The following is a 26549-nucleotide window of genomic DNA, read 5'->3' on the forward strand; positions in this document are numbered from 1 at the left end:
TACGGCGTATTATCGGATAAAATTCAATAACGGCAAAAAAAGTTATAGAATGAGGCATTCAATTCATTGACCTGAAAGATTCACAGGGCTATACGCGCCAACTCGGTCGTGCCCTTAGCTCAGCCGGTAGAGCAACTGACTTTTAATCAGTAGGTCGCAGGTTCGAACCCTGCAGGGCACACCAAACTTTCTCCACCGCATTTTAATCAGACAATACCGCCTGATGATTCCATCAGTTGCGGCTTTCTTCTGTGCTTGATGCCGCTGTTTCAGTCTATCCAATATGAACGTTTGTTTATTTTGGTCGTGAACATGAACAGACGTAAATGGAAATACGTCTGGATTATGACATTTTCGCCCAATATTTCGTTTCTTCTTGATGGTAGTGTCGCGAAGTCTTACCTCTAATGCAAGCCGCAATAGTAGACGGCAATAAGGATCAAGAAGGACCATCTCAACAACTGATATGGTGATCCAGGAGATGAATATGAATGGAGATTGGTGCACAACTGACGGCGCGCTGAGGCTGAAAGAGAAAATCGAAGCTTACTGGCGTGATCGTGGGTATGACGTGAACATCGATCTGGTCGAAGCAGGCTTTATTGCAGCTATGCGCTCAGGCCGTACCGATGTTCGTAGTAATATGGTCAATGGCATGCCGACGCGCCGTGAACGTCCAGGTGACGAAATCACAGCAAGTCGCGTTGTCAGACAGCGAGTCCCTGAAGCACCCCGCTGGGCTAGCTAACCATGCTTTCAAGCAATCCGGGCAGTTCGTTTGCATCAGATAACTGCCCGAAGCGCTTGGGATCATAGGCTGCTTCGTCGAGATATCCGTACGTCATCAGAATGAACGGAATTCCCGCAGCCTCGGCCGAACGGCCGTCAGTCGACGAATCCCCGATCAGTACAGAATGGCTGGCGATACCGCCAGCCGCTGAAATAGCTTCCAGAAGATGCGCCGGTGAGGGCTTCTTCTCGCTGGCCTTGTCGGCGCCGATAACGCTGTCGAAATAGTTGGTGAGATTCAAAGTCTGCAGAACCTCTTCAGCCAGGTCCTGAGTTTTATTAGTGCAGACAGACAGACGGGCGCCTTTGTCTCGCAGGTAGTCCAGCGTTTCCGTAATTCCGCTGAATGACCGACTGAAATCTGCAATATGGGCGACGTAATAGCTGAGAAAGCTTTTATGCATCGCGGATAGCTCGTCTTCAGTCAGGCTCGCGCCTGTCTCCTTCGCGCATGTCTCGATCATCACCCGCGCACCGTGACCGATAGCGTGACGGATCGTATCAAGCGTTACCGCAGGCAGTCCTTTCTCCGAAAAGCAATGAACTAATGCGGCATGAAGGTCGGGCGCGGTATCCACCAAGGTGCCGTCCAGATCGAAAACAACCGTAAAATCCGTCCAGTTCATAATGTTTCCCGTGTGGTTAGCTTTGATCATGTGGATATAGCGTGTATCTCCCAGTGTCAGGCTATTTATGGAGAATCGCACGATGAAACGAGCCGCGGTCATTCTTGCAGCAGGCATGGGAACGCGAATGCGCTCCAAGAAGATCAAAGTGCTCCATGAAGTCGGTGGCAGACCTATGGTAGACTGGTCGCTGGCGCTGGCAGATGGCCTTGGATGCGACAAACGTATTCTCGTTATAGGAACGCATTCCGAAGAACTGAAACGGGTCGCGGCAAACCGTGTTGGATCTGAAAATATTGCAATTCAGGATCCCCCTCAGGGTACCGGCCATGCCGTTCAATCTGCCGAGCAAGCACTTGCCGGCTTTGAGGGACATGTCGTCGTTTTGTATGCTGATACGCCGCTTCTTCCTGTAGACGCCGTTGAGAAGGCGTTTGCGTCTCTCGATGCAGGATATGCGGTCTCTGTTCTCGGATTCGATGCTGCCGAGCCCGGCGGATATGGCCGCCTGATTTGTTCTGATGAAGGCGACCTACTGAAGATCGTTGAAGCTAAAGAAACCAGCCCTGAAGAATTCGCTGTCACTTTCTGCAATTCAGGTGTCATGGCCGTCAGATCAGAATATCTGTTTGAACTCCTGTCCCGTGTCACCAATGATAACGCCAAGGGCGAATACTATTTGACCGATGTTGTCGAACTTGCGCGACAGGACGGTCTCAGAGCTAGCGCTGTACGGTGCTCTGAGGAAGACGTTCTTGGCGTAAACTCACGTGAGCAACTGGCCGAGGCCGAGAAAGTTTTTCAGTCCAAGACGCGACTCAAAATGATGGAAAACGGTGTGACGCTCATTGATCCGGACACCGTCTATTTCGCATTTGATACTCAAATTGGCGCTGATGTTGTTATCGAGCCTAATGTGTTCTTTGGTCCGGGCGTAACTGTAGCGTCGGATACGCGAATTAAAGCGTTCTCTCATCTGGAGAACTGCTCCATTGGTGAAGCGTGTCAGATCGGACCGTTTGCCCGTTTGCGTCCAGGCGCAGTTCTGCATACAGGTGTCCGTGTCGGTAATTTCGTCGAGATCAAGAACTCAGAACTCGGCGAAGGTGTCGCTGCCAACCATTTGTCTTACATTGGGGACGGTGATGTCGGCGCGAAATCCAACATCGGGGCAGGGACGATCTTCTGTAATTATGATGGCTATTTCAAACACCGTACAACTATCGGCGAGGGGAGCTTTATCGGATCGAATTCGTCCCTTGTGGCGCCTGTGACACTGGAAAGCGGGAGTTTTGTAGGGTCGGGCAGCGTCGTGACTAAAGACGTACCAGAAGGCGCCCTTGCCGTAGGCCGTGGAAAGCAAAAGAACATTGAAGGCTGGGCGGACACCTACAACGCCGAAATGCGTCGCAAGAAGCAGAGCTGATCGATGTCTCAGGATGAAGCTAAACGGAATGCTGCTGCGGCGGCGATGGAATTCGTTGAAAGCGGCATGACACTGGGCCTTGGTACCGGTTCGACTGCGGCCTTCTTTGTGGAATTTCTCGCAGAAGAAATCAGTGACGGTCTGGATGTTCGCTGTGTTCCCACGTCAGTTGCAACCTTCGAACAGGCGGCAGCACTCGGTATACCCTTATTGCCGGTCGAGCAGGTCGAGCGCATTCATCTGACGGTAGACGGCGCGGATGAAATTGATCCTCATGCCTGTCTCATCAAAGGTGGCGGTGCAGCGCTGCTCAGAGAAAAAATCATCGCGAACGCATCAGATCATATGGTCGTGATCGCAGATGAAAGCAAAGCTGTGGAAACCCTTGGCGCTTTTCCGCTGCCAGTTGAGGTCTCGCCTTTCGGTTTTACAATCACGGCGAAAAAGGTTTTCGACGCTTTGAAGACATCAGGTGTAGATCAACCCATCGTGAAGCTTCGTGAGAGTCCAGTCGGCAAACGCCCTCTTGTAACGGACGGTGGCAACTACATTTTGGACTGTCGATGTAAAGAAATACCCTCAGCACAGGCCGCCGCGCTGGCGCTCTCGGTGGTTCCGGGCGTTGTGGAACATGGACTGTTCATCAATCTCGCCAGAACCATCATTCTCGGAGACGATGAAGGCGCGCAGATCCTGGAATTTGAATATTAGGAGCGACTTATGGCCTATGATTATGATTTGTTTGTGATTGGTGCCGGTTCCGGCGGCGTTCGCGCTGCGCGCCGTGCGGCCATGGCGGGTGCCAAAGTCGCGATCGCAGAAGAATATCGTGTGGGCGGTACGTGCGTCATACGTGGCTGCGTTCCGAAGAAGTACATGGTTTATGCCAGCGAGTTCGGTCGCATGTTTGAACATGCGAAAGGCTTCGGCTGGACAGCAGAGAACGTAGAATTCGACTTCGCGTCTTTCATGACGACACTGCATGCTGAAGTCGATCGCCTGTCCGGCATCTATACCCGTAACCTGAATAACGCTGGTGTCGATGTTCATGAGGAACGAGCAGAGTTTCTTGATGCGCATACATTGCGTCTGACGACGTCCGGCAAGCATATTACTGCGGAAAAGGTTCTGATCGCCACAGGCGGTGAGCCATGGATGCCGCCGGAAATTCCGGGTATCGAGCACGCAATCACTTCAAACGAAGTGTTCCATCTTAAATCTTTGCCTAAAAGGATGGTTATCGCGGGTGGCGGCTTTATTGCTGTGGAATTTGCCGGCGTGTTTGCTGGTCTCGGTGTCGAAACAACGCTGATTTATCGCGGCGATACGGTTCTCAATGGTTTCGATTGGGATATTCGAACTCATGTCCATGAAGAGCTGAAGCGTAAGGGCGTTCGTGTGGTGACGCAGGCGACGATCAACGAGATCAAAGAGGCGGGCGCTTCCCACGAAGTGACGTTCTCCAACGGTGAAACCTGCGATGCGGATGTCGTTCTCATGGCGCTTGGGCGTATTCCGGATACGGACGGCCTGGGACTGGAGCTGGCCGGAGTTCATTCCGACGCCAAGGGCGCCATTGAGGTCGATCAATATTCCAAGACAAATGTGGACCATATCTGGGCAGTTGGTGACGTAACGAACCGTATGAATTTGACGCCTGTTGCGATCCGCGAGGGTCAGGCCTTTGCTGAATCTGTCTTCCAGAATGATCCAAACTTCTTCACTTATGATAATGTGCCGACGGCAGTCTTTACGCAGCCGCCGGTGGGCACTGTAGGGCTGTCAGAAGAAGATGCGCGCCACAAATACGGCGCGATCGATATCTACAAGACAACTTTCCGTCCGATGAAAGATCTTCTGACCGGCGACGAAGAGCGCGTGATGATGAAACTCGTCGTGCGCGAAGAAGATCAGGTCGTTCTTGGGTGTCATATCGTAGGTCCTGAAGCACCGGAGGTTATTCAGGCGGTCGCAATTGCGGTGAAAATGGGCGCGACCAAGCAGGATTTCGACCGAACTTGCGCGCTTCATCCGTCAATCGCCGAAGAGCTTGTCACAATGCGTGAGAAGTACATTCCGCCAGAGCTTGCCTGACGCAGTCCAGCCCGTTCCTGGATTTCGATAAAGATGGAAGCAGGCGCCTAAGGCTATTCGAAATAGCGCAATAACTTTCTAAAATCGCCGTAAATCAGTCGATATTCTAAAAAATACTTGCGCTGTTTCGGGGTTAGTGATGAATATCGCGGCTTCATGGAGAAAAAAATGTCTTGGACACCCTCTTCCTGGCGGGAAAGGCCAGCGAAACATATTCCCGAAGATTACCCTGATGAGTCGCGCCTTGCGGCTGTCGAGGAGCAATTGAAAAGCTATCCGCCACTCGTGTTTGCCGGTGAGGCGCGCCGTCTTCGCAAGCGTCTGGCTGAAGTTGCCGCGGGCAAAGCGTTTCTGCTTCAGGGCGGGGATTGCGCTGAGAGCTTTAAGGAATTCCATCCGAACAATATTCGCGACACCTTCCGCGTTATTCTTCAGATGGCGGTCGTTCTGACATTTGCAGCGGAGAAGCCTGTTGTAAAAGTTGGTCGTATTGCTGGCCAGTTCGCGAAACCTCGCTCGAGCGCGGTTGAGGCAATTGGCGGCGTAGAGCTACCTTCATATCGTGGTGATATCATCAACGGTATGGACTTCGACGACGCATCGCGTGCGCCGGATCCGGGGCGTTTGCTTCAGGCATATTCTCAGTCAGCGGCGACGCTGAACCTTCTGCGAGCGTTTTCTCAGGGCGGTTATGCCGACCTAAATAACGTCCACACGTGGATGCTGGGATTCATCGAGCGGTCTCCGCAAGGTGAGAAGTATGCTGCGCTCGCAGACCAGATCTCGAAATCCATGGCCTTCATGCGTGCGTGCGGTATTTCACCAGACACGACGCCGGAAGTTCAGCAGGTCGAGTTCTATACGTCGCACGAAGCACTTCTGCTGGGGTACGAGGAAGCTCTGACCCGCATCGATTCGACGACGGGCGAATGGTACGACACATCTGCTCACATGCTGTGGATCGGTCACCGCACACGACAAATTGATCATGCGCATGTCGAGTTCTGTAAGGGTGTCAAAAACCCGATCGGGATCAAATGCGGACCGGGTCTTGAGACTGACGAACTTCTTCGTTTGATCGAAACGCTGAACCCGAAAGATGAGGCGGGACGTATCGTTCTGATCGCGCGTTTTGGCGCTGATGGCGTCGCACAGGGGCTGCCAGGGCTGGTTCGCGCCGTTCAGGCGTCCGGTCGAAACGTGGTCTGGTCGTCTGACCCAATGCACGGCAATACGCTGAAGACGGACAACGGATTCAAGACACGTCCTGTCGATCGTATCCTGTCTGAAGTTCGTGACTTCATCGACATCGTCTCCAGTGAAGGTGCTCACCCGGGCGGTGTTCACTTTGAAATGACTGGACAAGACGTAACAGAGTGTATTGGTGGCGCGCAGGCAATCTCTGAAGAAGATTTGTCGTCCCGATATCACACTCATTGTGACCCGCGACTCAACGGTGAGCAGGCTCTCGAGCTTGCATTCCTGATCGCGGAGAAGCTGCAGTCCATGACTGAGCGCTCTCAGGCGGCAATGTCTTCTACGGCTGCAGTTTTATAAACGGACACACATAACCATGACCAAGCGGGCATGGCCCGCTTGGGCCGATCCGAAAGATATTCTGGACCTATTACGACTATCACTACCGATAGCCATTTCGCGTGCGTCATTTATGTTGATGATGCTCACCGACACGATTGTGCTCGGGCGTAATAGACCAGAAGAGCTTCCATACGTTCTGAATTCCCATTTGCCGGTCGGCGTTCTGCTTGGCCTGTCGCTCGGGATTTTGCTTGGCGTGTCTGTCATGACGGCTGAATTTTCAGGCAAGGGCGAGGCGCACAAAACCGGACGGATTTTCCGGCGCGGGGTTGTGTCGGCTTTGTTGCTGGGCATCGTGGGCGTGGTGCCGATGTTCTTCGGCGCGCATTGGCTCTATAGCTCTCTAGGCTTTGAGGGCGCCGTTCTGGAAGGCACGACGACGGTTACCCGCATCCTCGCCTTCGCAATGCTGGCGCAGATCTTCAACACGACCATGACTTATTATCTGGAAGCGCTAAGAAAACCGCTTCTGGTATCGGTCGCGATGTATATCGGCGTTATGGTGAACCTAATGCTGGACCTGGCATTCGTGTCGGGCAGCTGGGGCTTTCCTGAGCTGGGCGCGACAGGCGTGGCATTCGCTACTACAGGAACAAACTGGTGCCTGATGTTCGTCCTGCTTGGCTTTGTCGCGTGGAAAACGCCGGCATTCAAAAGCTCTGGTGAGAAACAGGACGGCGAAGCAAAGCGCCAGATCTCTGTCGGTATGGGCATGGCCGTGAGCAATGTCGCCGAATTCGGCTCGTTCAACTTCACCCATATCATTGCGACGTGGATCGGGATTGCTGCGGCCTCGGTTTACGGAATGATGTTCCAGACCATTGGTTTTGTCTTCATGGCGTTTCTGGGCATCGGCACGGCGACCTCTGTCCGCGTCGCCGAAAGAGTAGGGCGCGGAGAGTTCGGCGCAGTCCAAAATGCGTCGAGGCTCGGTTTGCTCGTTTGTGTCATGGTGGGCGCTGCTGCGGCTCTGCTGATGTCTGTGGCCAATGACGGACTGGCATCGGTCTTCGTTCAGCGAGATGCTCTGGTCGCAAATGTGCTGCTGCACCCCGAGCTCTCAGCCATGATCCTGTTTGCTGCCGGCATTGTGATTTTTGACGGATTACAAAACGTTGCCGCGATGGCGGCCCGTGCACAAGGGCTGGTCTGGCAGCCAGCTATTGCACACCTTGCAAGCTATATCGTGATTATGTTGCCGCTGGCCTGGTATCTTGGTCTTGTTGAGGGGCGCGGCGTTCAGGGTATGGCGGAAGCGGTACTGGTTGCCTCCGTGTTTGCTGCGATCACTCAGCTCGTCATTCTGGAAGTGCTCCCGCGTCGGGCACTAAAAAAGGGCTGAGACTTTTGTCCCAGCCCTTTTTAAACCCAGAGAAAAATCTCTTAGAGTTCTTTCAGCTGTTTAGCTGGCTTGAATACAGCAACCGTACGCGCTGGGATCTGGATCTTCTCGCGAGTAGATGGGTTGATGCCTTCGCGTGCAGCGCGGTCTTTCGTTGCGAAAGAGCCGAAGCCAGCGATTGCTACAGAATCTTTAGCTTTCAGGCTTTCAGCGATCGCGTCGAATGTCGCGTCGATAACCGCTGATGTGTCTTTAGTTGTCGTGCCGCACTTGTCTGCGACAGCTTTAACGAGTTCTGATTTTTTCATTTTTCATGCTCCTCAACGAAACGCATACCTAAGGTATTCGATAGCCCAGCAGATTCGTCAAAGAAAATGCAGCCACAACCGCGTAATATCGGGGCTTTTCGGCCTGTTTTGCTGCTCTTTCTGTGGATTTCCTGCTAATTCGTCGGAAATGGCGGGGCATTTTTCCCGTTTTTGGCGACGCTTGGAGCCGGAATTTGGCGGTTTTTGCTACGAATCGGAATGTGATTCGTAGGAATGACGGGCGATTCTCGAATTAGTGGTCCGGGATTTTCGGTCTCTGGAGACCGAATTCGACGTTTCTATTAATGCAAGTGTCTCGAAGCTGGTCACGCGCACGAACGTCTGTAAAAGGATGCAACAGACTGTGACTGGTCGCGGACCTTCGGTGCTGATACTTGCGAGCGAAATCCGTATGTAAGGAGAGAGATGTGTCTGAACTAAGAGTGGGTGTCGCCGGAGCTGGCGTTTTTGGAAATTATCACGCTCAGAAGGCAGCAGCGTCCGCTACAACATCGCTTTCCGGAATTTTCGACATTGATGACGCGCGCGGCAAAGGTGTTGCTGCGCCTTATGGCGTTCCTAATTATACAAAACTCGAAGACCTGCTCGACGTAAGTGATGCGATCGTTGTTGCGGTTCCTGCAGTCTACCACGCGGATCTGGTTCGCCGCGCGCTCGCAGCTGACAAACATGTGCTCGTAGAAAAGCCTCTGGCGCTCACTGAGAGCGTTGCGCGAGACCTCGCTGGCGAAGCCGTGAAGAAAGGCCTGATCCTGCAGGTGGGCCACCAGGAGCGTTTCGTCGCAAAAGCGATGGGCATGTTCCGGATTGAAGAAACGCCGAAGCTGATGGAGTCGATCAGATTCTCTCCTCCATCGCCTGAAGGTCGCGCAGGTGATGTCTCTGTGATCTGGGATCTGATGATCCATGACCTGGATCTGGCAGGGTGCCTGATTGAAGGACGCTTCAAAGAGGTTGATGCAAAAGGTGCTCGTCTTCACACCGATCACATCGACGAGGCTGAGGCGACCTTCACCTATTCGTCCGGAGCGCAGGCCGTACTGAAAGCCAGCCGTGCTGCAAAAGCCCGGGAGCGTAAAATGCGCGTCGTTTATGAGTCTGGAGAGATAAGCGTAGATTTCCTGACCCGCGAAGTCGTGAACACCACCCCTTATGAAATCCGTGTGGATGTTTCCTCTGTACTCCCAGACCCTCTGCTCGCAGCCGATGAAAGCTTCTATCGAGCCTGTCTCGGGTATCAGAACTCCATGATCCCAGGGCACGGCGCGATTGCGGCGGTCGCAATGGCTGAAGCTGCGGAAGCGGCTATCGAGTCATAATACTTTTCATACCTAGGAACCGGGTGTAACTCGCGCTTATGTCGAAATCTCTGAGAATAACTGTCGCGCAACTGAACCCGATTGTTGGTGATGTCAGCGGAAACCTGAAACTCGCTCTTGAAGCGCTTGAGCAGGCTCGTGCAGAGCGCTCCGATCTGTTAGTGTTTTCCGAGCTTTTCCTCTTCGGCTATCCGCCAGAAGATCTGGTGTTGAAGCCAAGTGTTCATGCCGCGTGTCAGGTAGCGCTAAGCGAATTGGAGCAGGCGCTTCAGAAGAATGATCCGGCAATCGTCATTGGTGCGCCATTCCGTGATGGCACATCGGTCTATAATAGCGCGTTCCTGCTCCAGCATGGTGCGTTGGCCAAACGGTATGACAAGCACGAGCTGCCGGACTATGGCGTTTTTGATGATAGCCGGGTTTTCACTGCGGGTGCGATCGATAATCCAAGCTTCGAACTTAAAGGCGTACGTGTCGGCGTCGCGATCTGCGAAGACATCTGGTTCAACCGCGTTCCTGATGCCGTAAAGGCGACAGGCGCCGACCTGATGCTCGCGCTTAACGCGTCTCCGTGGCGAAGGACAATTCACCGCGAACGCCGTACTGCGTTTGCGCGATGGGAAAGCCCGGACCTGCCTTACATTTTTATCAATCAGATCGGCGCTCAGGATGAGTTGGTATTTGATGGTGCGTCTTATGTATGGTCCGCATCAGATCGCCATTCCTGGCTGTTCCCGGATTTCGAGAGCGGCATCCGCACATTTGATTTCGATGCGTCTGCAAAATCATTTCAGGTCGAGTCGTGCGAGGGGCCAAGTGAAGCAGAAAAGGCGGACTATCAGGCGGCTGTTCTTGCCCTTGGCGACTATGTCCGTAAAAACCGCTTCCCCGGTGTGGTGCTCGGATTGTCCGGCGGCATAGACTCCGCGCTAACAGCAGCGATAGCCGTAGATGCGTTGGGAGCCGATAAAGTCTGGTGCGTTATGCTTCCTTCAAAGTATACGAGCGACCATAGCCTTGAAGACGCTAAAGCCTGCGCGGAAGCGCTTGGCGTGCGCTACGATACGATCTCGATTGCTGAGGGCGTAACCGCGCTGGACGCGATGCTTAGCGAACAGTTTGCTGATCGAGAGCCCGATACGACCGAAGAGAACATTCAGTCTCGCCTTCGTGGTGTGACACTGATGGCGCTATCCAACAAGTTCGGGCATATGGTTGTCACGACAGGTAACAAGTCGGAAATGGCGGTCGGCTACGCGACGCTCTACGGTGATATGTGTGGCGGCTATAATCCGCTCAAGGATTTCTATAAAACTGAAGTTTTTCAGATTTGTCGCTGGAGAAACGAATGTGACGCTTCCGAATTTCTAGGTCCGACGGGCGAAGTCATTCCAGAGCGTATCATCACAAAGCCCCCGAGCGCAGAATTGCGTGAAGATCAGAAAGACGAAGACAGCCTGCCGCCTTACGAAGTGCTGGATGACATTTTGCGTGGTCTCGTCGATTTTGAGATGTCGACGGACCAGATCATCGACCGCGGACATCCGAGAGAGACGGTGAATCGGATCGAGCATTTGCTCTACATATCTGAATACAAACGTCGGCAGTCGGCGTCCGGGCCTAAAATCGGGCCTCGTAATTTCGGACGCGACCGTCGTTATCCGATCACCAGCCGCTGGCGTGATGCTTAGATTCATTGTTGCGAACGCCCGCTGGCTTTCAGCGGGCCTTTTGCTCTGTCTGTTTTCCGGTTTCGGTCAGACCTATTTCATCTCGTTATCCAACGATGCGATCAGGGCGGCGCATGGATTGAGTCACTCTCAGTTCGGCCTGATCTATGGTGGAGCAACGCTGGCCAGTGCGTTCACACTGTCGAACTTCGGCAAACTGGTGGACCGGTTCAGTGTCAGGCGATCAGCTATCGTAACCGTATTGGGGCTCAGTCTGGCATGTACTCTGATGGCGATTTCCAGTCTGACGGTCGTGATCCTCCCAGTCGCGATCTTTGGCCTGCGTCTTTTCGGCCAGGGGTTTTGTGGGCATGTCGCCATGACGTCTGCAGGCAAATGGTACACGAAGAACCGCGGAAAAGCCGTGAGCATTGTCGGTCTCGGCTTTCCCTTATCTGAAAGCTTCATGCCAGCGGTTGCGGCGGTCGTTTTATCTACTGCGGGCCTTGCTTATTTATGGGGCGGCGCAGCAGTCGTGCTGCTCGTTCTATCGGTGCCGTTGCTCTGGCTTCTTCTGAGTGTCGATCGTGTGCCACAGGACGTAGAGGTCGCAACCGAAGAGGATACGTCGTCTGGTAAGAGGGTATTTCACTGGACCCGATCTGACATTCTGAAGCGACCGGAATTCTATCTGGTTCAGATAGCGGCGCTGTGTCCGCCGTTCATGGTGACGGCATATTTTTTCCACCAGCAGCATTTGTCCTCGATCATGAGCTGGGACATGAATGTAATGGTTGCTTCCATGACGGTGTTTGCTGCCGCTCAGGTGATTACGAGCCTGATCGCAGGTGCCGTGATTGACAGGTTTAGCGCGAAAGTCCTTCTTCCAGCATTCCTTCTTCCAATATCGCTCGCGCTCATGGTGCCGTTGATATTGCGCGACGGCGCATTTATTCCGCTGCTCTATGTTGGTCTCGGTATGACAGCAGGCGCTCAGGCGACGCTTTCCGGCGCGCTCTGGCCAGAATTGTTTGGTACGAAACACCTGGGTGATGTAAGAGCCCTGATCTATGCGATTATGGTCGCCTCGACGGCCGCTTCACCGTTCCTTACAGGGTTTCTGATCGACTTTGGTGTTGGATTTGATCTGCAATTGGCGGTAATGGGCGCGTTTTCACTCTTGGCGAGCGGCGTAATGTTGCTTATCCAACCGAACCTTGCCGGATTGAATGAAAAGTTCGGCCAGAAACAAAATTGAGTCTGAAAAGCATGTCTGCACCTATTGTTCGTTTTGCCCCATCCCCGACTGGCCGACTTCACGTTGGCAATGTCAGAACCGCGCTGATCAACTGGCTGTTCGCGAAAGGGCAGGGTGGGAAGTTCATTCTTCGTATCGACGACACGGATCTTGAGCGGTCTACGAAGGAATACGAACAAGGCTTGAAAGACGATCTGACATGGCTGGGTCTTGGCTGGGACGACACGTTCAACCAGTCAGACCGTTTTGACAAATATGATGAAGCGGTTGCCAAGCTGAAGGCTGATGGCCTGCTTTATGCCTGTTACGAAACACCGGAAGAGCTTGAGCGGAAACGCAAGATTGCGCTGAGCCGTGGCCGCCCACCGGTTTATGACCGTGCTGGCCTCAATCTGACTGACGACGAGAAAGCAGCGTTCGAGGCTGAAGGCCGCAAACCTCACTGGCGTTTCAAACTGTCTGGTGAGCGCGTTGAATGGAATGACCTCGTGCGCGGCCCGCAGGGCATTGATACGTCTTCTGTATCCGATCCTATTCTTGTGCGCGGCGATGGCAGCTATCTCTACACGCTGCCGAGTGTTGTCGACGATATTGAATATGACATCACGCACGTCGTTCGCGGTGAAGACCACGTCACAAACTCTGGCGCGCAGATCGAAATCTTCATGGCGCTAGGCGGCAAGGCACCGGAAATGGCGCATACACCGCTTCTGGTTGGTGCTGACGGGCAGGGGCTCTCCAAGCGCCTTGGCTCTCTTTCTATTCAGGAGTTGGGCAAGAAGGGCCTTGAGCCGATTTCGATTGCATCGTTGCTCGGAAAGATTGGCACAAGTGACAATGTGGAAATTCGCGCGTCGCTTGATGAGCTCGCGTCGGAGTTCTCATTCGACAAAATCGGTCGTGCACCTGCGCGTTTCGATGAAGAAGAGCTGATGAAGCTCAACGCGCAGCTTGTACTTTCGCTGTCTTACGCGGATGTGTCTGACACGCTTGGCGGTATTGCGGGTCTGGAAAATTGTCCGGATCGTGAACTCTTCTGGGAAACCGTGAAAGAAAATATCAGCACGGTTTCCGAAGCGTCTTCCTGGGCTGACGTGCTGTATGGCGCGATTTCGTCTGACATCGAAGCCGAAGATAAGGGCTATATCCAGACTGCTGCTGAGACACTGCCTGCTGGTCCGTACGACCTTGAAACATGGGGTAAATGGACGAAAGAGCTGAAGGACGCGACTGGCCGTAAGGGCAAGGGTCTGTTCATGCCGCTCCGACTGGCGCTGACCGGCGAGGGCCGCGGCCCTGATATGGGGCGTGTGCTCGTGCTGCTTGGTCAGGAACGGGCCGCTGAGCGTCTGAAGGCTGCAGCGGCCTAAGCTGTCGCTATTTCATATCGATATGCCGGACACGAAGCGCTTCAATTGCTTCATCCGGTGTATTGGTGTGGGCAAACTGTTCCAGAAATTCAGCCGGTGTGAATTTGTCCTTCACGATATGGCTCATCAGCTCAAAGAACGGGCTCCAGAAGCCGTCTACATCGAGAAACGCCATGGGCTTGCTGTGCAGGCCGAGGCGCGCCCATGACAGCATTTCTACAGCTTCTTCCAGCGTGCCAATGCCGCCCGGCAGAACGATGAAAGCGTCGCTTTCGTCAAACATCATCTGTTTACGCTCGTGCATTGTATCGACGATGCGATGCTCGACCTGCTCGAAGATGCGTTCCTTGGTCAGCAGGAAGCGCGGCATGATCCCAAGGACATCTCCGCCTGCTTCGTGAGCTGCGTTTGCTGATGCGCCCATAAGGCCGACACTACCGCCGCCGTAAACGAGGCGATATCCGCTTTCTGCCAGTCGTTTGCCGAGGTCCTTGGCCAGAGCGATATACTTTGGATCAACCTCATTAGAGGAACCACAGTAAAGGCAGATCGATTTCATAGCAGCCATGAATTCTCCGTCGGCATGGTTTGTTGTTTTCAATGAACGCATTCTTTCTGGCTGGCAAGAATGAGCGACGCACACTATCTCGCAATTATGAGAACAATGGCTTCTACCGATGCTGATGCAATTGAGAGCGCATCAGGGGGGATCGGAACCGCGCTGATGCGCGTTGGCGACATCCTGCTACGTCCAAATCTGTCGCGATGGCGTTTCCGGATGATTATCGCTCTGGCGATTACGGTCTGCGCGAAGGGCTTCAGTGTTGTGGCCCCGTTATACCTGGGTGAGGCGATTACCAGAGCCTCAACAGGTGAAGCCGAAGCTGTGCTCGTGCCCTTGCTCAGCGCGCTCTCATTCTTTGTCGTTGCACGCTTTCTGGCGTCCGGCCTGCCTCAGGCGCGTGACGCGATTTTCGCGCCGGTCAGTCAGGATGCGCAACGCGAGCTTGCCGTCAGCGCCTTCAGCAAGTCTCAGGCGTTATCGCTAGGCTTTCACCAGACACGACGATCCGGTGCGCTTCAACGGATCATTGAACGCGGCGGCACCGCGATGGATGTGATTCTGCGCTTTCTGGTGTTCAACATTGCGCCGACGATCATCGAACTGGCCCTGGCCTCAATTGTTCTGGCGGCGACCTATTCATGGGTTCTATCTGTCATCGCGATTGTGACCATCATCGTCTATATGGCGTTCACCTTCATTGTGTCCGAGTGGCGCGCCAAGCAGCGCCGGACGCTGAATAAGGCTGATACCGAGCTACGTGCCCGGGCCATGGACAGCCTCACAAACTTTGAAACGGTCAAATCTTTCGCCGCAGAAGGCCGTGAGACAGATTCCTACAATTCAGCGTACAAGACCTATGCCGAGCAGTATGTCGAAACGTCCCGTTCCCTTGGCCTGCTGAACGCCGGTCAGGAACTGATTATGAATCTCGGCCTGTTTGCCATGCTCGGCTGGACAGGCTGGAAGGTGGCAAATCAGGAACTTGAGGTTGGTGCGCTTGCGGCTGTGTTTGCAATGCTGCTCAATCTTTATCGACCTTTGAACATTCTCGGTTGGGGATGGCGGGAAATCCGTCAGGGCGTCATCGATCTTGAGAAGGTCTTTGGCCTGATGTCGATGAAGCCCGAGGTCGCGGATGCTGATGATGCCAGTGAGCTGTCCGATGCCACAGGGGCAATCGAGTTCCGCGATGTCTCATTCAGTCATGATGGCCGTGTGATCGGGATAGAAAACATTTCCTTCGATCTTCCATCCGGTAAACAGCTTGCGATCGTTGGCCCGTCAGGCGCAGGAAAGTCGACGCTATTGAAGCTGATTTTCCGCTTCTATGATGTGAATGAAGGCGCCGTTCTGTTCGACGGTCAGGATGTACGCGACCTGACACAGGAAAGCCTGCGTCAGCATTTGGGGATCGTGCCTCAGGACGTGGTGCTGTTTAACGATACAATCCGCCAGAACATTCTCTATGGCCGACCTGAAGCGACTCAAAGCGAACTGGAACACGCAGCTCAAAGCGCGCAATTGCTGGAGTTTATTGAGGCTTTGCCGGATGGCTGGGACACACGGGTCGGTGAGCGCGGTCTTAAACTATCGGGCGGAGAAAAACAGCGCGTCGGTCTCGCGCGCGTCATATTGAAAAATCCGGAAGTTCTTCTGCTGGATGAGGCGACCTCGGCGTTGGACAGTCAGACAGAAACGCTCGTTCAGCGTGCTATCCATGAGGCCTCGAAAGGCAGAACCACCGTGACGGTCGCGCACAGGCTCTCAACCATTATGCACGCCGATCAAATTATTGTACTCAGTGATGGTAAAGTTGCAGAGCGGGGCGATCATGAGTCGCTCTTATCTGAGAACGGTTTGTATGCTGACATGTGGGCGAAGCAGGTTTCCCGTCGGGAACTGACAGAAGCAGAGCCAGCAGTAGCGAAAGGTCAGGAATAGATATGTCCAAGAAATCACTTTCATCCCGAATGCCTTGGTATCGGGCCGAGTTTGACCTCGAAGGACTGGGGTTTGGCGCTCTAGCACTGGTGCTCGCCATCATCCTTGGCGGGCTTCATTGGATACTCGGCCTCATTTTCATGATCGTACTGGCGATCATTTTGCTCGCTTCGCGAGATACAGAGCGAACATCGCCTTCCGCCGCAAATCTCGTCCTTGCACCTAATGATGGTGTGATCGAGAGCGTATCCAGTGTCGCGCCGCCGCGTGAATTGCGTTGGGACACGCCGGAAGTCATTCGCGTGCGTATCGCGTCATCACCATTTTCTGCGAACGGTGTGCGCGCTGCAATCACTGGCAATGTCGAAAGCTTTCTGATCGAGCCGGGCGCTCCGGCAACACTGGCGTTTGATGCTGAGGATCCAAATCTTCGCGAAGCGTTTATTCTGATCAGCAGTGAAAGCCATGCTGTGGGCGTGCGTGTCGCGACAGGCGGCACAGGGCCACGTCTTGATGTAAACCTTGAGTCCGGCGACGGCGTTCGTGCGGGCCGCAAAATCGGCGTTCGTCGTCTTGGCGGCTGGAGCGATGTGTTCCTGCCTGTGGGGTCTGAGGTTTCTCTGGAGCCGGGAATGTCAGTCATCGGCGGCGAGACGGTCCTGAGCGACCTGTCTGAGGTGGAGCAGTCTGCCACGACGGCAAGTGAACCTCTCATGGTTCCTGAGCCGGTTGTCGAAGAAACGCCCGCCGAACCAGAGCCAGCGCCCGAAGCGCCAGTAGCAGAAGAAACGGCAGAACCTGTCGAAGATGCGGCTGTTTCTGACGCTGAGGTCGAAACGGCGTCTGCCGAAGCTGACGCAGCTTCAGATAAGAAAACGTCTAAGAAGTCTTAGGCTAAACAGAATCAGGCTTTCCCGCCGCGGCCAGACCAGTCCATGATTGGCTTTAGCGGGAAGGCCCACAAAATACCTGCGATGACGAAATAAATAAGCTGGACCCAACGCGGTGCATTGACGAGCATCGAACCGATTGTCGCAGCGAGCGCGATATAGCCGACCAGAAATCCGACAATAGCCAGCATTGCGATGAATTTTCTCATTCGGTTTCTCACATTCTGAAGGCGGGTGCGTCGACGAGGCACTTGCCAAATTGGTCGTGTCACGCATTTAGGGCGTATGACAAAAAACTTCCACACCTCACACTCAACTCCTTCAGCGCCTGCGCGGCTATGGATGCGTCGTTGGCTCGTGCTTCTGGGCGTCATGGTTTATGCGATGATCCTCGTCGGAGGGGCGACGCGCCTGACTGATTCTGGTCTATCCATCACCGAGTGGAAGCCGATCTCCGGCGCCATCCCGCCAACAAGCGATGCCCATTGGGATGAACTGTTCGACTTGTATCAGGACACAGCCGAATTCCGGCTGCAAAATTCTTCAATGTCTCTGGAAGAGTTCAAATACATTTACTGGTGGGAGTGGGGTCACAGGCAGCTAGGGCGTTGGATCGGTGTGATCGCCATTGCCGGCTTCCTCGTATTCCTGCGAAATGGATGGCTGAAAGAGGGGTGGGGTGCCCGTTTCGGATTTCTTATCATCCTGGGCGGTCTTCAAGGCGCTATTGGCTGGTGGATGGTTGCAAGCGGCATCGGTGAAACCACGCGTGTGGATGTTGCCCCTTACAGGCTTATGACCCATTTTTGTCTGGCGCTGTTTATCATTGGCGTTATCGCCTGGTACTGGATGCGCCTTGATCAGAGACAATTACACGCAAGATTCAGTGGAAGTTTCGCTTTCTTTTCTCTCTTCGCGCTTTTGATATTTGTTCAGATGGCGAGCGGCGCATTGGTCGCGGGTCTGGATGCCGGTCGGACTTACACTGACTGGCCACTTATGGCAGGCCAATTTGTGCCGTCAGGCTATGTCGATCCACTGTTGGGTTTGCGCAATCCGTTTGAAAATATCGCCATGGCGCAATTTAATCACCGTATACTCGCGTATCTGATCGGATTTATTGGTATCGGGTTGCTGGTACGACGTATTCTGGCCGTTGGCCTGACGGGACGCTATCACGCACCTGTTATGCTGTTGTCAGCTTCGATTGTGTTTCAGATTCTCTGGGGAATATTCACGCTCGTGAACGTAGCGCCACTATCTTTGGCGCTCGTTCACCAGGGCGTTGGTGTGATCGTCCTGATTCTCGCAATCAGGACGACCTTCAAGGCGCGGTATCAGCTGTCAGACAACTGACGGAACAGATCTTCATAATCTGCGATGACAATTTGCGATGTGCGGTCAGCGCCCCGCGCATCCATTGCAAGGAAGCCGGATGAGAAGCCGGGAATGTCCGCACGCTGTGTCATGACGAGATAGCGGACATTTTCTGGTCCGGTCGCAGACAGGCCTGCCGCAAACTCAACGCGTGAGAAATTGCCCTCACTGTTGGCGACATAAACCTCACCGCCGGACATAGCCATCGCGACATTTGTGTCGCTGCCATCGGAAATAGCTGAAACAGAGGTCGGTACGCCCGGCATATCGATCAGTACCGGATCAGATCCTTCAGAACGAATGTCGATTCCAAATCGTCCGCTGGCAATTGTGGCGCGGTCAGTAAGTGCGCAGCCAGTCAGGTCCTGTTCGTAGCTTTCAATGTCTCCGGGCGTGAAGGTGAAGTCTGTACCTTCGGCACCGACGGAGCCGGTATAGAGAGATGTAGGGTCAACAGACGTCCAATACCCGATATTCATAATGGAGCCGTCGTCCTGGCTGCGAGACGCGCAAACACCTTCGACTGATCCGGTGACACTTACGTCAAGCTCTACCTCAATAGGTGCCAGCAGGCCGTCACCATGAACGACCACGACAATCTGATCAGAGTTGCGTGACACTCCAGGGAACAGAACAAGGTATGTTCCGTCGATCTGTGCTGTGACGCCGGTAGAGGAAATTCCGTTCCGGTAAGGAGCTGCTTCAGAAATTGCAGTTCCGTCGATATTGGTGAATTTCAGTCCTTCATTTTCGAGGCCGACAAGAAATACGGCTTCTCCGCTTGGTGAAACTGATAGTGTTGTCAGGCCTGTGTCGAAACGTTCTGTTTGCCAGACGACTGGTGTAGAGACAGAATCGGGTCCCTGATTGACTGGAACTTCTTCACTTCCGCCACAGGCGGCTAAAAATAAAATCGCACCGAATGCGGCTCTTTGATTGACAATCGAATTCTTACGCTTTAGTGACGCGCGCTCTGCCATTTAACAACACCTTCAAGAAAGGCTCCGAGTGGAGCAATGAAAACTTTTTTGGCCAAACCAGCTGAAGTCGAAAACAAGTGGATCGTAATTGATGCCACTGACGTCGTCGTCGGCCGTCTCGCGTCTTATATTGCTAAACGCCTTCGCGGCAAGCACCGTGCTGACTATACCCCGCACGTTGACTGTGGTGATCACATCATTGTCATCAATGCGGACAAGGTAGCCTTCACGGGCCGTAAGCGTCAGGACAAGAACTATTACCGTCACACGGGTTACCCGGGCGGTATCAAGGAATTGTCTGCTGATGCTATTCTGCGTGGTCGTTTCCCTGAGCGTGTGCTCAAGCTCGCTGTGAAGCGCATGATGCCTCGTGAAAGCTCTCTGGCTCGCCAGCAGCTCTCCAAGCTTCGTGTTTATTCCGGCACTGATCACCCGCATGAGGCGCAGCAGCCAGAAGTCGTAGACTTCAAATCCATGAACCGTAAAAACGAGAAAGCGGCGTAACGTATGTCTGATACCGTCGAAAGCCTCGAAAACCTGAACGATCTTGGCGGCGAAGCCGTTGCTGAGACCGTGATCAACGTTGAGCCGAAGATTGACGAGTTTGGCCGTGCTTATGGCACAGGTCGTCGTAAGTCTGCTGTCGCTCGCGTTTGGATCAAACCAGGCACAGGCAAGATCACGATCAATGGAAAAGACCAGACCGAGTATTTCGCTCGCCCGGTTCTTCGCATGATTATTGAACAGCCGCTGATCGCTGCAGAGCGTCGCGATGAGTTTGACGTGATCTGTACTGTAAAAGGTTCAGGTCTCTCCGGTCAGGCGGGCGCAGTTCGTCACGGTATCTCTCGTGCGCTTGTAGCTTACGAGCCGGCAATTCGCCCGGTTCTCAAGCCATACGGCTTCATGACTCGTGACCCACGCGTTGTAGAACGTAAGAAATACGGTCGTGCGAAAGCGCGTCGTAGCTTCCAGTTCTCCAAGCGCTAAGACGACTTCGAAATTCTATTTTGAGAAAGGCGCTTCTTTTGGAGCGCCTTTTTTACGATCAGGGGAAGGGCTATGGGTTCAAAGCAGATTAATGCCTGCGTACTTGGCGCGAGCGGTTATACGGGCGCAGAGATGTTGCGCCTTCTTGCGTCGCATCCATTCATCAACGTGACGGCTGCGACTGCCAATGCGCTCGCTGGGCGCAAGCTGACGGATGTGTACCCGCATTTGTCGTCATATGGGGACATGGAGCTCACAACGGTCGAAGACGTCGATTGGAGCGATGTTCAGGTTGCTGTGTCCTGTCTGCCTCATGGTACGAGTCAGGATGTTGTTGAAGGGCTTCCTGATCATGTGCGCGTGGTCGATCTGTCTGCAGATTATAGGTTCCGCGATGCCTCGGTTTATTCGGAAGTGTATGCACGCTCTCATTTGACGCCTGAGCGCACAGCGAGTGCTGTTTACGGCCTGACAGAGTTTGCGCGCCCTTATCTGGCTGATGCGAAAACAGTTGCCTGTCCGGGATGCTATCCAACAGCTACGCTGCTTTGCCTGCTTCCGCTTTCTGAAGCGGGTCTGATTGAGAAGCGCGGTCTGATCATTGATGCCAAATCTGGTGTATCTGGTGCAGGGCGCTCTCTGAAAGAGGGGAACCTCTTCTGCGAAGCGGCTGAAGGGCTTCATCCTTACGGGGTGGGCACGCACCGTCACGCTCCGGAGATCGAACAGGAACTGACTGCACGGTTCGCGGAACCGGTGAGAGTTACATTCACGCCCCATCTCGTGCCGATGACGCGCGGTGAGCTTGTCACGATCTATGCGGACCTTGCTGACGGGCAGACTGTAGAAAACGCCCATGCGGCGCTCAACGCGCGCTATGCGGACGAAGCGTTTGTTAATGTGCGTCCTTTGGGAAGCCTTCCGCCTGACACGCGACACGTGCGTGGCACGAATCGCTGCGAAATAAGCGTCCATGCCGACCGTGTTGATGGTCGAATCATCGTTATTGGCGTGATCGATAACCTCACAAAAGGCTCTGCAGGACAGGCGCTGCAGAACATCAATCTCATGTTCGGTTTCGAGGAAGGCGAGGGGCTGTCTATCCTGCAGCCGCTTTTCCCTTAATCACTCGGCGGACGGCCCTACACCTAAATCTTCGAGGCGTGCCAGCACATAAGTACCCGGCGCGTCTCCGAGGCCTTTATCGTCAACGGGTTTCGCATCTACCTTCTGGCCGGAACGTTTCTTGAGCCATTTGTGCCAATGTGGCCACCATGATCCCGGATGTTCTTCGGCATTATTCATCCACTCGTCAGGCGTTTCCGGAAGTTCGGAGAACGTCCAGTGCTGATACTTCTTCGCATCAGGGTGGTTGATCACGCCTGCAATATGGCCTGAGCCAGACATTACGAATTCTACGTCACCACCGAATGCGCGCGCAGCCCGGTAGACCGAACGATATGGCGATATGTGGTCGTCTTTCGAGGCCTGAAACATCGCAGGTATTGTAATGTCTGAGAGTTTGACCTTCCGGCCAAGAACGCGGAATTCGCCCTTCGCGAGCGCGTTGTCGCGATAAAGATCACCCAGATAGGTTTTGTGTGTCGGGCCCGGAATATTGGTCTGGTCAGAATTCCAGAACAGAAGATCAAACGGCTTTGGCTTCTTGCCGAGCATGTAGCTGTCGACGACATAGCGCCAGACAAGATCAGAGGGACGAAGATAGTTGAAGGTCTCGGACATATCTTCGCCCGCCATCACGCCGCCATTGTCATCAATGAGCTTTGAGATATGTCGGATGGACTGATCGTCGGTGAAGACTTTCAGATCGCCTGCTTCTTCAAAATCGACCTGAGCAGCGAAATAGGTGACGGACTGAATCCGTGTGTCGTTTTCCTGAGCCATACGCGCAAGAGCCGAAGTGAGCATGGTTCCGCCAATGCAATAGCCAACGGCGTTCACATGCTCGCTACCGGTTATTTCTGTCACGGCCTCGGTCGCGGCATAGGCGCCGAAGCTGACATAATCGTCCCAGCGGAATTCCGACATCGATTTATCTGCCGAGCGCCATGATACGACGAATACGCGATACCCCTTGGATACGAGCCAGCGGATCATGGAATTTTCCTCGCGTAGATCGAGGATATAAAATTTGTTGATCCAAGGAGGGAAAATCAGGAGGGGGATCTCGTAGACTTTTTCGGTCTGAGGTTCGAACTCGAGAATCTCGATGAGTTCATTTCGATAGACGACCTTGCCGGGGGCCGTCGCGACGTTCTTTCCGATCTCGAAGGATGTGCCGTCGGTCTGGCTGATGAGCAGCCTGCCATGACCGCGTTCAATATCTTTCCGAGCGAGTTTTAAACCTTCCAGCACGCTCTCGCCGCCGGTTTCGATCATCGCCCTTAACGCAGCCGGATTGGTCGAAAAGAAATTCGTGGGAGAGAACGCATCGGCTGTCTGGCGGGCAAAAAAGCTCGCTTTACGTTTCGTGCTGTCATCGACTTCTTCGGCTGTCTCGATGAGAGACATAAGCCACTCGCTGTTGAGCTGATATGTGCGGCGGATCAGGTCGAAGGTCGGGTTGTTTTCCCACTCAGGATCAGCAAAGCGTTTGTCTTCCGGTTGCTCTTCTTTGTCACCGACGAGGAGCGAGCGCCAAATGTTCACATGCCCTTCCCAAAGGGCCATCTGCGCGTCCATCAACCGATCTGGATGTCTGGCGAGGTTCTCGCCGATCTTTGCCCAAGCGTTACTGACGCCAAATGGATCTGGCTGGGTCGGATTGACGGATTTTTTTAAATTGGCGGTCGTCAGTTCACGCAGGATTTCCTGACTTTCAAATAGCGCATCGTTGATGTTTTTTGAAAGCTGTTCGAGCTTTTCTGGCCCGGCCTCCTGTAGAACATCATTGATGGATTTCGGTGCGGCCTTTTTCGCGCTGGATGCCGCGCGTTCGGTCGCATCAGAAGGCTTTGCCGCAGAAGCGCCATTGTTGGCTGCATTCTGGTCGCCTGAGCCCTGGTTTACTTTCCCCGCCATTGTCTTTTGCCTCAATTTAGCTCACCAAGTGTACTACCGGAATTTAACTACTGGAACCCTAAGCTGGAGTCGGTTGTGTTTAGAATTGGATTAACTTTGGGATTGACGCTGGCCGTTGCGGGCTGTGCCAGTTCAGTGGGCAGCACACTGGATGTCGCGCCTGACTGGTTTGAAGAGCGTAGATCCGACCTTTCTCATGATGGATATCCATCTTTGCAGACGGCGAGCCAGCTTTCATCCGAAATATCTGACGTGCCATGGGTTCAAATTCAGCAAGATTTATCCAGTGCACAAGCCGAAATGGACATGAATGATCCAGGCCCCGTCACGATCACAGCAGAAGAAATGCGAAGCTGGGCTGAAGAGCAAATAAGGCTGGTAGATAAAGGCGAAGAGCCTTATTAATCGCCACTCAATTCTAGTTGGTTAGAGACAATGTTACCCCCACAATTCCATAAGATCAGACGACTTCCTCCGTACGTATTCGAACAGGTGAACCGCAATGCGGCCGCCCTTCGTGCGTCCGGCGCGGATATCATTGATCTTGGAATGGGAAACCCTGATCTCCCGACGCCTCCGCACATTGTAGAAAAACTCGTTGAGACGGCGCGTAAGCCGAAGGCTAGCCGTTACTCTTCATCCCGTGGTATTCCGGGGCTACGTCGGGCGTTGGCAAACTATTACCGCCGTCGTTTCGGTGTCACACTTGATCCGGATCGCGAAGTTGTCGCGACCATGGGGTCGAAAGAAGGGTTCGCAAACCTTGCTCAGGCGCTTGCTGCGCCGGGTGACGTCATCCTGTCTCCGAACCCGAGCTACCCGATCCATTCGTTCGGCTTCATCATGGCTGGCGCGACGATCCAGCACGTCAAAGCGCTGTCGCCTGAAGAGTATCTGTCCGGTCTAGGACGCGCCGTCATGCACAGCGTCCCAAAACCGACCGCTATGGTGCTCTGCTACCCTGCCAACCCGACGGCTCAGGTTGTAGATATTGATTTCTACAAAGAAGCGGTCGCGTTCGCGAAGCGCCATGACCTCTGGATTTTGTCAGACCTTGCTTACACAGAAATCTTCTTTGGTGACCCGCCTCCATCCATTCTGGCTGTTGATGGTGCAAAGGATATCTGTGTCGAGGTGTCTACGCTCAGTAAGACGTACAACATGGCTGGATGGCGCGTTGGTTTCGCAGCAGGTAACGAACGCCTTATTGCGGCTCTCGCACGTGTGAAGTCGTATCTGGACTATGGTTCTTACACGCCTATCCAGGTCGCCGCTTGCGAAGCGTTGAATGGCGACCAAAGCTGCGTGGACGAGCTTCGTGCAACATATAAATCCCGCCGCGATACTCTGATCGATTCCTTTGGTCAGGCCGGATGGGATATTCCAAAACCAGATGCATCCATGTTCGCATGGGCGCCCCTGCCTGAGGCGGTCAGACATCTTGGCTCTCTAGAATTCTCTCTTCGTCTGTTGAACGAAGCGCATGTGAGCGTATCGCCCGGCGTTGGTTTCGGCGAACACGGAGAGGGCTTTGTCCGGCTTGGGCTGGTCGAAAATGAACAGCGAATTCGTCAGGCTGCGCGGAACATTAAAAAGTTTCTGCAGACAGTTTCAGACGAAAACGCGCCTCAACTCGCGACAGGATAAGTTATGACTAAAACTATCAAGATCGGCATTGCTGGCCTCGGCAATGTCGGTACCGGTCTTATTGAACGACTACAGGAGCAGGAAATACTTCGTCTTGGCGGCGACGTCGAGATCGTAGGAATTAGCGCTCGTAACCGCTCGCGTCAGCGTCCGGTCGATATTTCCGGCTATGATTGGTTTGATGATCCTGTTGCGCTTGCTCAATCAGAAAACACTGAAGTGTTTGTCGAGCTCATGGGTGGAGCTGATGGCCCGGCTAAGCTGGCTGTTGAGGCGGCATTGAAATTGGGCAAACCAGTTGTGACAGCCAATAAGGCGCTGATCGCAGAACATGGCGAAGAGCTAGCAAAGCTCGCAGACGCTTCTGGCACGCCACTTCTGTTTGAGGCGGCTGTTGCAGGCGGTATTCCTGTCGTTCGTGCAATTCGGGAGTCTTTTGCTGGAACGCAGATCAAATCGCTGCGCGGCATTTTGAATGGCACTTGCAATTATCTTCTCACAGAGATGAAGGCGAGCGGACGTTCATATGATGATGTCCTGGCTGATGCCCAACGCCTTGGTTATGCCGAAGCAGATCCGTTCCTAGACGTGTCCGGCACAGATGCCGCCCACAAGATTGCTATTCTGGCTTCACTCGGCTTTGGCGTTCCGCTGGATTTTTCACAAGTTGATATCAGCGGCGTCGACACGATCAGCCTTAAAGATCTCGAGCTTTCCGCCAAGCTGAACCACAAGATCAAACTCATTGCAGAGGCTACTAATACCGAGGCAGGCGTAATCTGCCGCGTTGAGCCGGTTCTGCTGCCGCTCGGTTCGCCTTTGGCGCAAATTGACGGTCCACTGAATGCCGTGATGGTTGAAACGGTACATGCAGGAAACTACACGCTGACAGGGCCGGGCGCGGGCTCCCACCCGACGGCGAGCGCGGTTCTTGGCGACCTTGCAGCGTTGCTTTCTGACCAGAACAAACAGGTTCTCGGCCTCCACGTATCTGAACTGACGACGCAATTCTGCGATAAGTCTGCGCAGGATTCTGTTTTGTCGAAGTATCTGATCCGCGTGGACCTTCAGGATAAGGCAGGTGCGCTTGCATCGCTCACAGAAGAGCTTGCCAAGTCAGATGTATCAGTTGAAGCGCTGCTGCAGGATTCTGCTGAAGGTTCGGAGTTTGCGCCGGTAGCAATCGTGACGCATGCTTGTTCTCATTCGGCGGCTGAGTCTGCTCTGTCTAAAATAAACGCTCTCAGCGCGGTGCCGAATCCGGCGAGACTTATCCGGATCGAGGCCAGCTAATC

At 53.7% G+C, this 26549-nt stretch carries 25 protein-coding genes and 1 tRNA gene; 20 read left to right on the forward strand and 6 right to left on the reverse strand.

Annotation, left to right across the window (positions count from 1 at the left end):
- The first annotated feature begins 108 nt into the window (after window positions 1-108).
- Window positions 109-184, forward strand: a tRNA-Lys gene (locus tag G523_RS0112360).
- A 303-nt stretch (window positions 185-487) separates the two neighbouring features.
- Entirely contained in the window at window positions 488-748 is a 261-nt protein-coding gene (locus G523_RS19210) for a phosphoglycolate phosphatase (protein ID WP_081648840.1), read from the forward strand.
- Here the strand turns inward: G523_RS19210 and G523_RS0112370 are convergent.
- Entirely contained in the window at window positions 741-1415 is a 675-nt protein-coding gene (locus G523_RS0112370; RefSeq protein ID WP_022695378.1) for an HAD-IA family hydrolase, read from the reverse strand. The genes G523_RS19210 and G523_RS0112370 overlap by 8 nt on opposite strands.
- An 82-nt stretch (window positions 1416-1497) precedes the next feature.
- On the opposite strand from G523_RS0112370, the gene glmU reads away from it, so the two are divergent.
- From glmU to G523_RS0112395, 5 genes are all read left to right on the forward strand, one after another.
- Complete coding sequence (glmU, locus tag G523_RS0112375; protein ID WP_155802711.1) at window positions 1498-2841, forward strand: bifunctional UDP-N-acetylglucosamine diphosphorylase/glucosamine-1-phosphate N-acetyltransferase GlmU; 1344 nt, start codon at window positions 1498-1500, stop codon at window positions 2839-2841.
- 3 nt (window positions 2842-2844) lie between these two features.
- Window positions 2845-3552 carry a ribose-5-phosphate isomerase RpiA gene (gene rpiA / locus G523_RS0112380; protein WP_022695380.1) on the forward strand — a complete coding sequence of 236 codons (708 nt, stop codon included), beginning with the start codon at window positions 2845-2847 and terminating at the stop codon, window positions 3550-3552.
- A 9-nt stretch (window positions 3553-3561) separates the two neighbouring features.
- On the forward strand, window positions 3562-4935 hold the full coding sequence (gor, locus tag G523_RS0112385; protein ID WP_022695381.1) for a glutathione-disulfide reductase: 1374 nt from the start codon (window positions 3562-3564) through the stop codon (window positions 4933-4935).
- A gap of 168 nt (window positions 4936-5103) precedes the next feature.
- The gene (locus G523_RS0112390; protein ID WP_033233267.1) at window positions 5104-6492 is read left to right on the forward strand and encodes a class II 3-deoxy-7-phosphoheptulonate synthase; all 1389 of its coding nucleotides are present in this window, start codon (window positions 5104-5106) and stop codon (window positions 6490-6492) included.
- Between the two features lie 16 nt (window positions 6493-6508).
- Window positions 6509-7876: an MATE family efflux transporter gene (locus tag G523_RS0112395; protein WP_033233191.1), complete on the forward strand. Its 1368-nt coding sequence runs from the start codon at window positions 6509-6511 to the stop codon at window positions 7874-7876.
- A gap of 41 nt (window positions 7877-7917) precedes the next feature.
- On the opposite strand, the gene G523_RS0112400 is transcribed toward G523_RS0112395, so the two are convergent.
- A complete protein-coding gene (locus G523_RS0112400) occupies window positions 7918-8184 on the reverse strand; it encodes an HU family DNA-binding protein (RefSeq protein ID WP_022695384.1) in 267 nt (88 codons plus the stop codon).
- 428 nt (window positions 8185-8612) lie between these two features.
- Between G523_RS0112400 and G523_RS0112405 the strand changes: the two genes are divergently transcribed.
- From G523_RS0112405 to gltX, 4 genes are read left to right on the forward strand one after another with little or no spacing between them, the layout of a single operon-like run.
- The gene (locus tag G523_RS0112405; RefSeq protein WP_027441708.1) at window positions 8613-9524 is read left to right on the forward strand and encodes a Gfo/Idh/MocA family protein; all 912 of its coding nucleotides are present in this window, start codon (window positions 8613-8615) and stop codon (window positions 9522-9524) included.
- A 38-nt stretch (window positions 9525-9562) separates the two neighbouring features.
- Entirely contained in the window at window positions 9563-11215 is a 1653-nt protein-coding gene (locus G523_RS0112410) for an NAD+ synthase (protein ID WP_022695386.1), read from the forward strand.
- Window positions 11208-12452, forward strand: coding sequence for an MFS transporter (locus G523_RS0112415; protein WP_022695387.1), 1245 nt, complete (start codon window positions 11208-11210; stop codon window positions 12450-12452). The genes G523_RS0112410 and G523_RS0112415 overlap by 8 nt, the downstream gene beginning before the upstream one ends.
- An 11-nt stretch (window positions 12453-12463) precedes the next feature.
- Window positions 12464-13822: a glutamate--tRNA ligase gene (gene gltX / locus G523_RS0112420; protein WP_022695388.1), complete on the forward strand. Its 1359-nt coding sequence runs from the start codon at window positions 12464-12466 to the stop codon at window positions 13820-13822.
- A 7-nt stretch (window positions 13823-13829) separates the two neighbouring features.
- On the opposite strand, the gene G523_RS0112425 is transcribed toward gltX, so the two are convergent.
- Window positions 13830-14390 (reverse strand): LOG family protein, encoded by a 561-nt coding sequence (locus tag G523_RS0112425; protein WP_027441709.1) that lies wholly within the window; start codon window positions 14388-14390, stop codon window positions 13830-13832.
- 60 nt (window positions 14391-14450) lie between these two features.
- On the opposite strand from G523_RS0112425, the gene G523_RS0112430 reads away from it, so the two are divergent.
- Both G523_RS0112430 and G523_RS0112435 read left to right on the forward strand, forming a co-directional pair.
- Complete coding sequence (locus G523_RS0112430; RefSeq protein ID WP_022695390.1) at window positions 14451-16328, forward strand: ABCB family ABC transporter ATP-binding protein/permease; 1878 nt, start codon at window positions 14451-14453, stop codon at window positions 16326-16328.
- A 2-nt stretch (window positions 16329-16330) separates the two neighbouring features.
- Entirely contained in the window at window positions 16331-17221 is an 891-nt protein-coding gene (locus tag G523_RS0112435; RefSeq protein WP_033233193.1) for a phosphatidylserine decarboxylase, read from the forward strand.
- An 11-nt stretch (window positions 17222-17232) separates the two neighbouring features.
- Here G523_RS0112435 and G523_RS21105 read toward each other — a convergent pair whose 3' ends face one another.
- A complete protein-coding gene (locus G523_RS21105; RefSeq protein ID WP_033233195.1) occupies window positions 17233-17427 on the reverse strand; it encodes a DUF2842 domain-containing protein in 195 nt (64 codons plus the stop codon).
- A gap of 76 nt (window positions 17428-17503) precedes the next feature.
- On the opposite strand from G523_RS21105, the gene G523_RS0112445 reads away from it, so the two are divergent.
- Window positions 17504-18574: a COX15/CtaA family protein gene (locus G523_RS0112445; RefSeq protein ID WP_051134844.1), complete on the forward strand. Its 1071-nt coding sequence runs from the start codon at window positions 17504-17506 to the stop codon at window positions 18572-18574.
- Here the strand turns inward: G523_RS0112445 and G523_RS0112450 are convergent.
- On the reverse strand, window positions 18556-19575 hold the full coding sequence (locus tag G523_RS0112450; protein ID WP_022695394.1) for a hypothetical protein: 1020 nt from the start codon (window positions 19573-19575) through the stop codon (window positions 18556-18558). The two genes, G523_RS0112445 and G523_RS0112450, sit on opposite strands and share 19 nt — an antisense overlap.
- A gap of 36 nt (window positions 19576-19611) precedes the next feature.
- On the opposite strand from G523_RS0112450, the gene rplM reads away from it, so the two are divergent.
- From rplM to argC, 3 genes are all read left to right on the forward strand, one after another.
- Window positions 19612-20079 (forward strand): 50S ribosomal protein L13, encoded by a 468-nt coding sequence (gene rplM, locus G523_RS0112455; protein WP_022695395.1) that lies wholly within the window; start codon window positions 19612-19614, stop codon window positions 20077-20079.
- A 3-nt stretch (window positions 20080-20082) separates the two neighbouring features.
- Window positions 20083-20565 (forward strand): 30S ribosomal protein S9, encoded by a 483-nt coding sequence (gene rpsI, locus G523_RS0112460; protein ID WP_022695396.1) that lies wholly within the window; start codon window positions 20083-20085, stop codon window positions 20563-20565.
- 72 nt (window positions 20566-20637) lie between these two features.
- Complete coding sequence (argC, locus tag G523_RS0112465) at window positions 20638-21690, forward strand: N-acetyl-gamma-glutamyl-phosphate reductase (RefSeq protein WP_022695397.1); 1053 nt, start codon at window positions 20638-20640, stop codon at window positions 21688-21690.
- Here argC and G523_RS0112470 read toward each other — a convergent pair whose 3' ends face one another.
- Complete coding sequence (locus tag G523_RS0112470; protein WP_022695398.1) at window positions 21691-23607, reverse strand: PHA/PHB synthase family protein; 1917 nt, start codon at window positions 23605-23607, stop codon at window positions 21691-21693. It abuts the gene before it with no gap.
- Between the two features lie 75 nt (window positions 23608-23682).
- Between G523_RS0112470 and G523_RS0112475 the strand changes: the two genes are divergently transcribed.
- From G523_RS0112475 to G523_RS0112485, 3 genes are read left to right on the forward strand one after another with little or no spacing between them, the layout of a single operon-like run.
- Entirely contained in the window at window positions 23683-24012 is a 330-nt protein-coding gene (locus G523_RS0112475; RefSeq protein WP_155802714.1) for a hypothetical protein, read from the forward strand.
- 30 nt (window positions 24013-24042) lie between these two features.
- On the forward strand, window positions 24043-25254 hold the full coding sequence (locus tag G523_RS19215) for an LL-diaminopimelate aminotransferase (RefSeq protein ID WP_022695400.1): 1212 nt from the start codon (window positions 24043-24045) through the stop codon (window positions 25252-25254).
- Window positions 25255-25257: 3 nt separating this feature from the next.
- Entirely contained in the window at window positions 25258-26547 is a 1290-nt protein-coding gene (locus G523_RS0112485) for a homoserine dehydrogenase (protein ID WP_022695401.1), read from the forward strand.
- Window positions 26548-26549 lie beyond the last annotated feature (2 nt).

It is taken from the genome of Ponticaulis koreensis DSM 19734 (genome assembly GCF_000420665.1).
In the GTDB taxonomy this organism is placed as follows: Bacteria; Pseudomonadota; Alphaproteobacteria; order Caulobacterales; family Hyphomonadaceae; genus Ponticaulis; species Ponticaulis koreensis.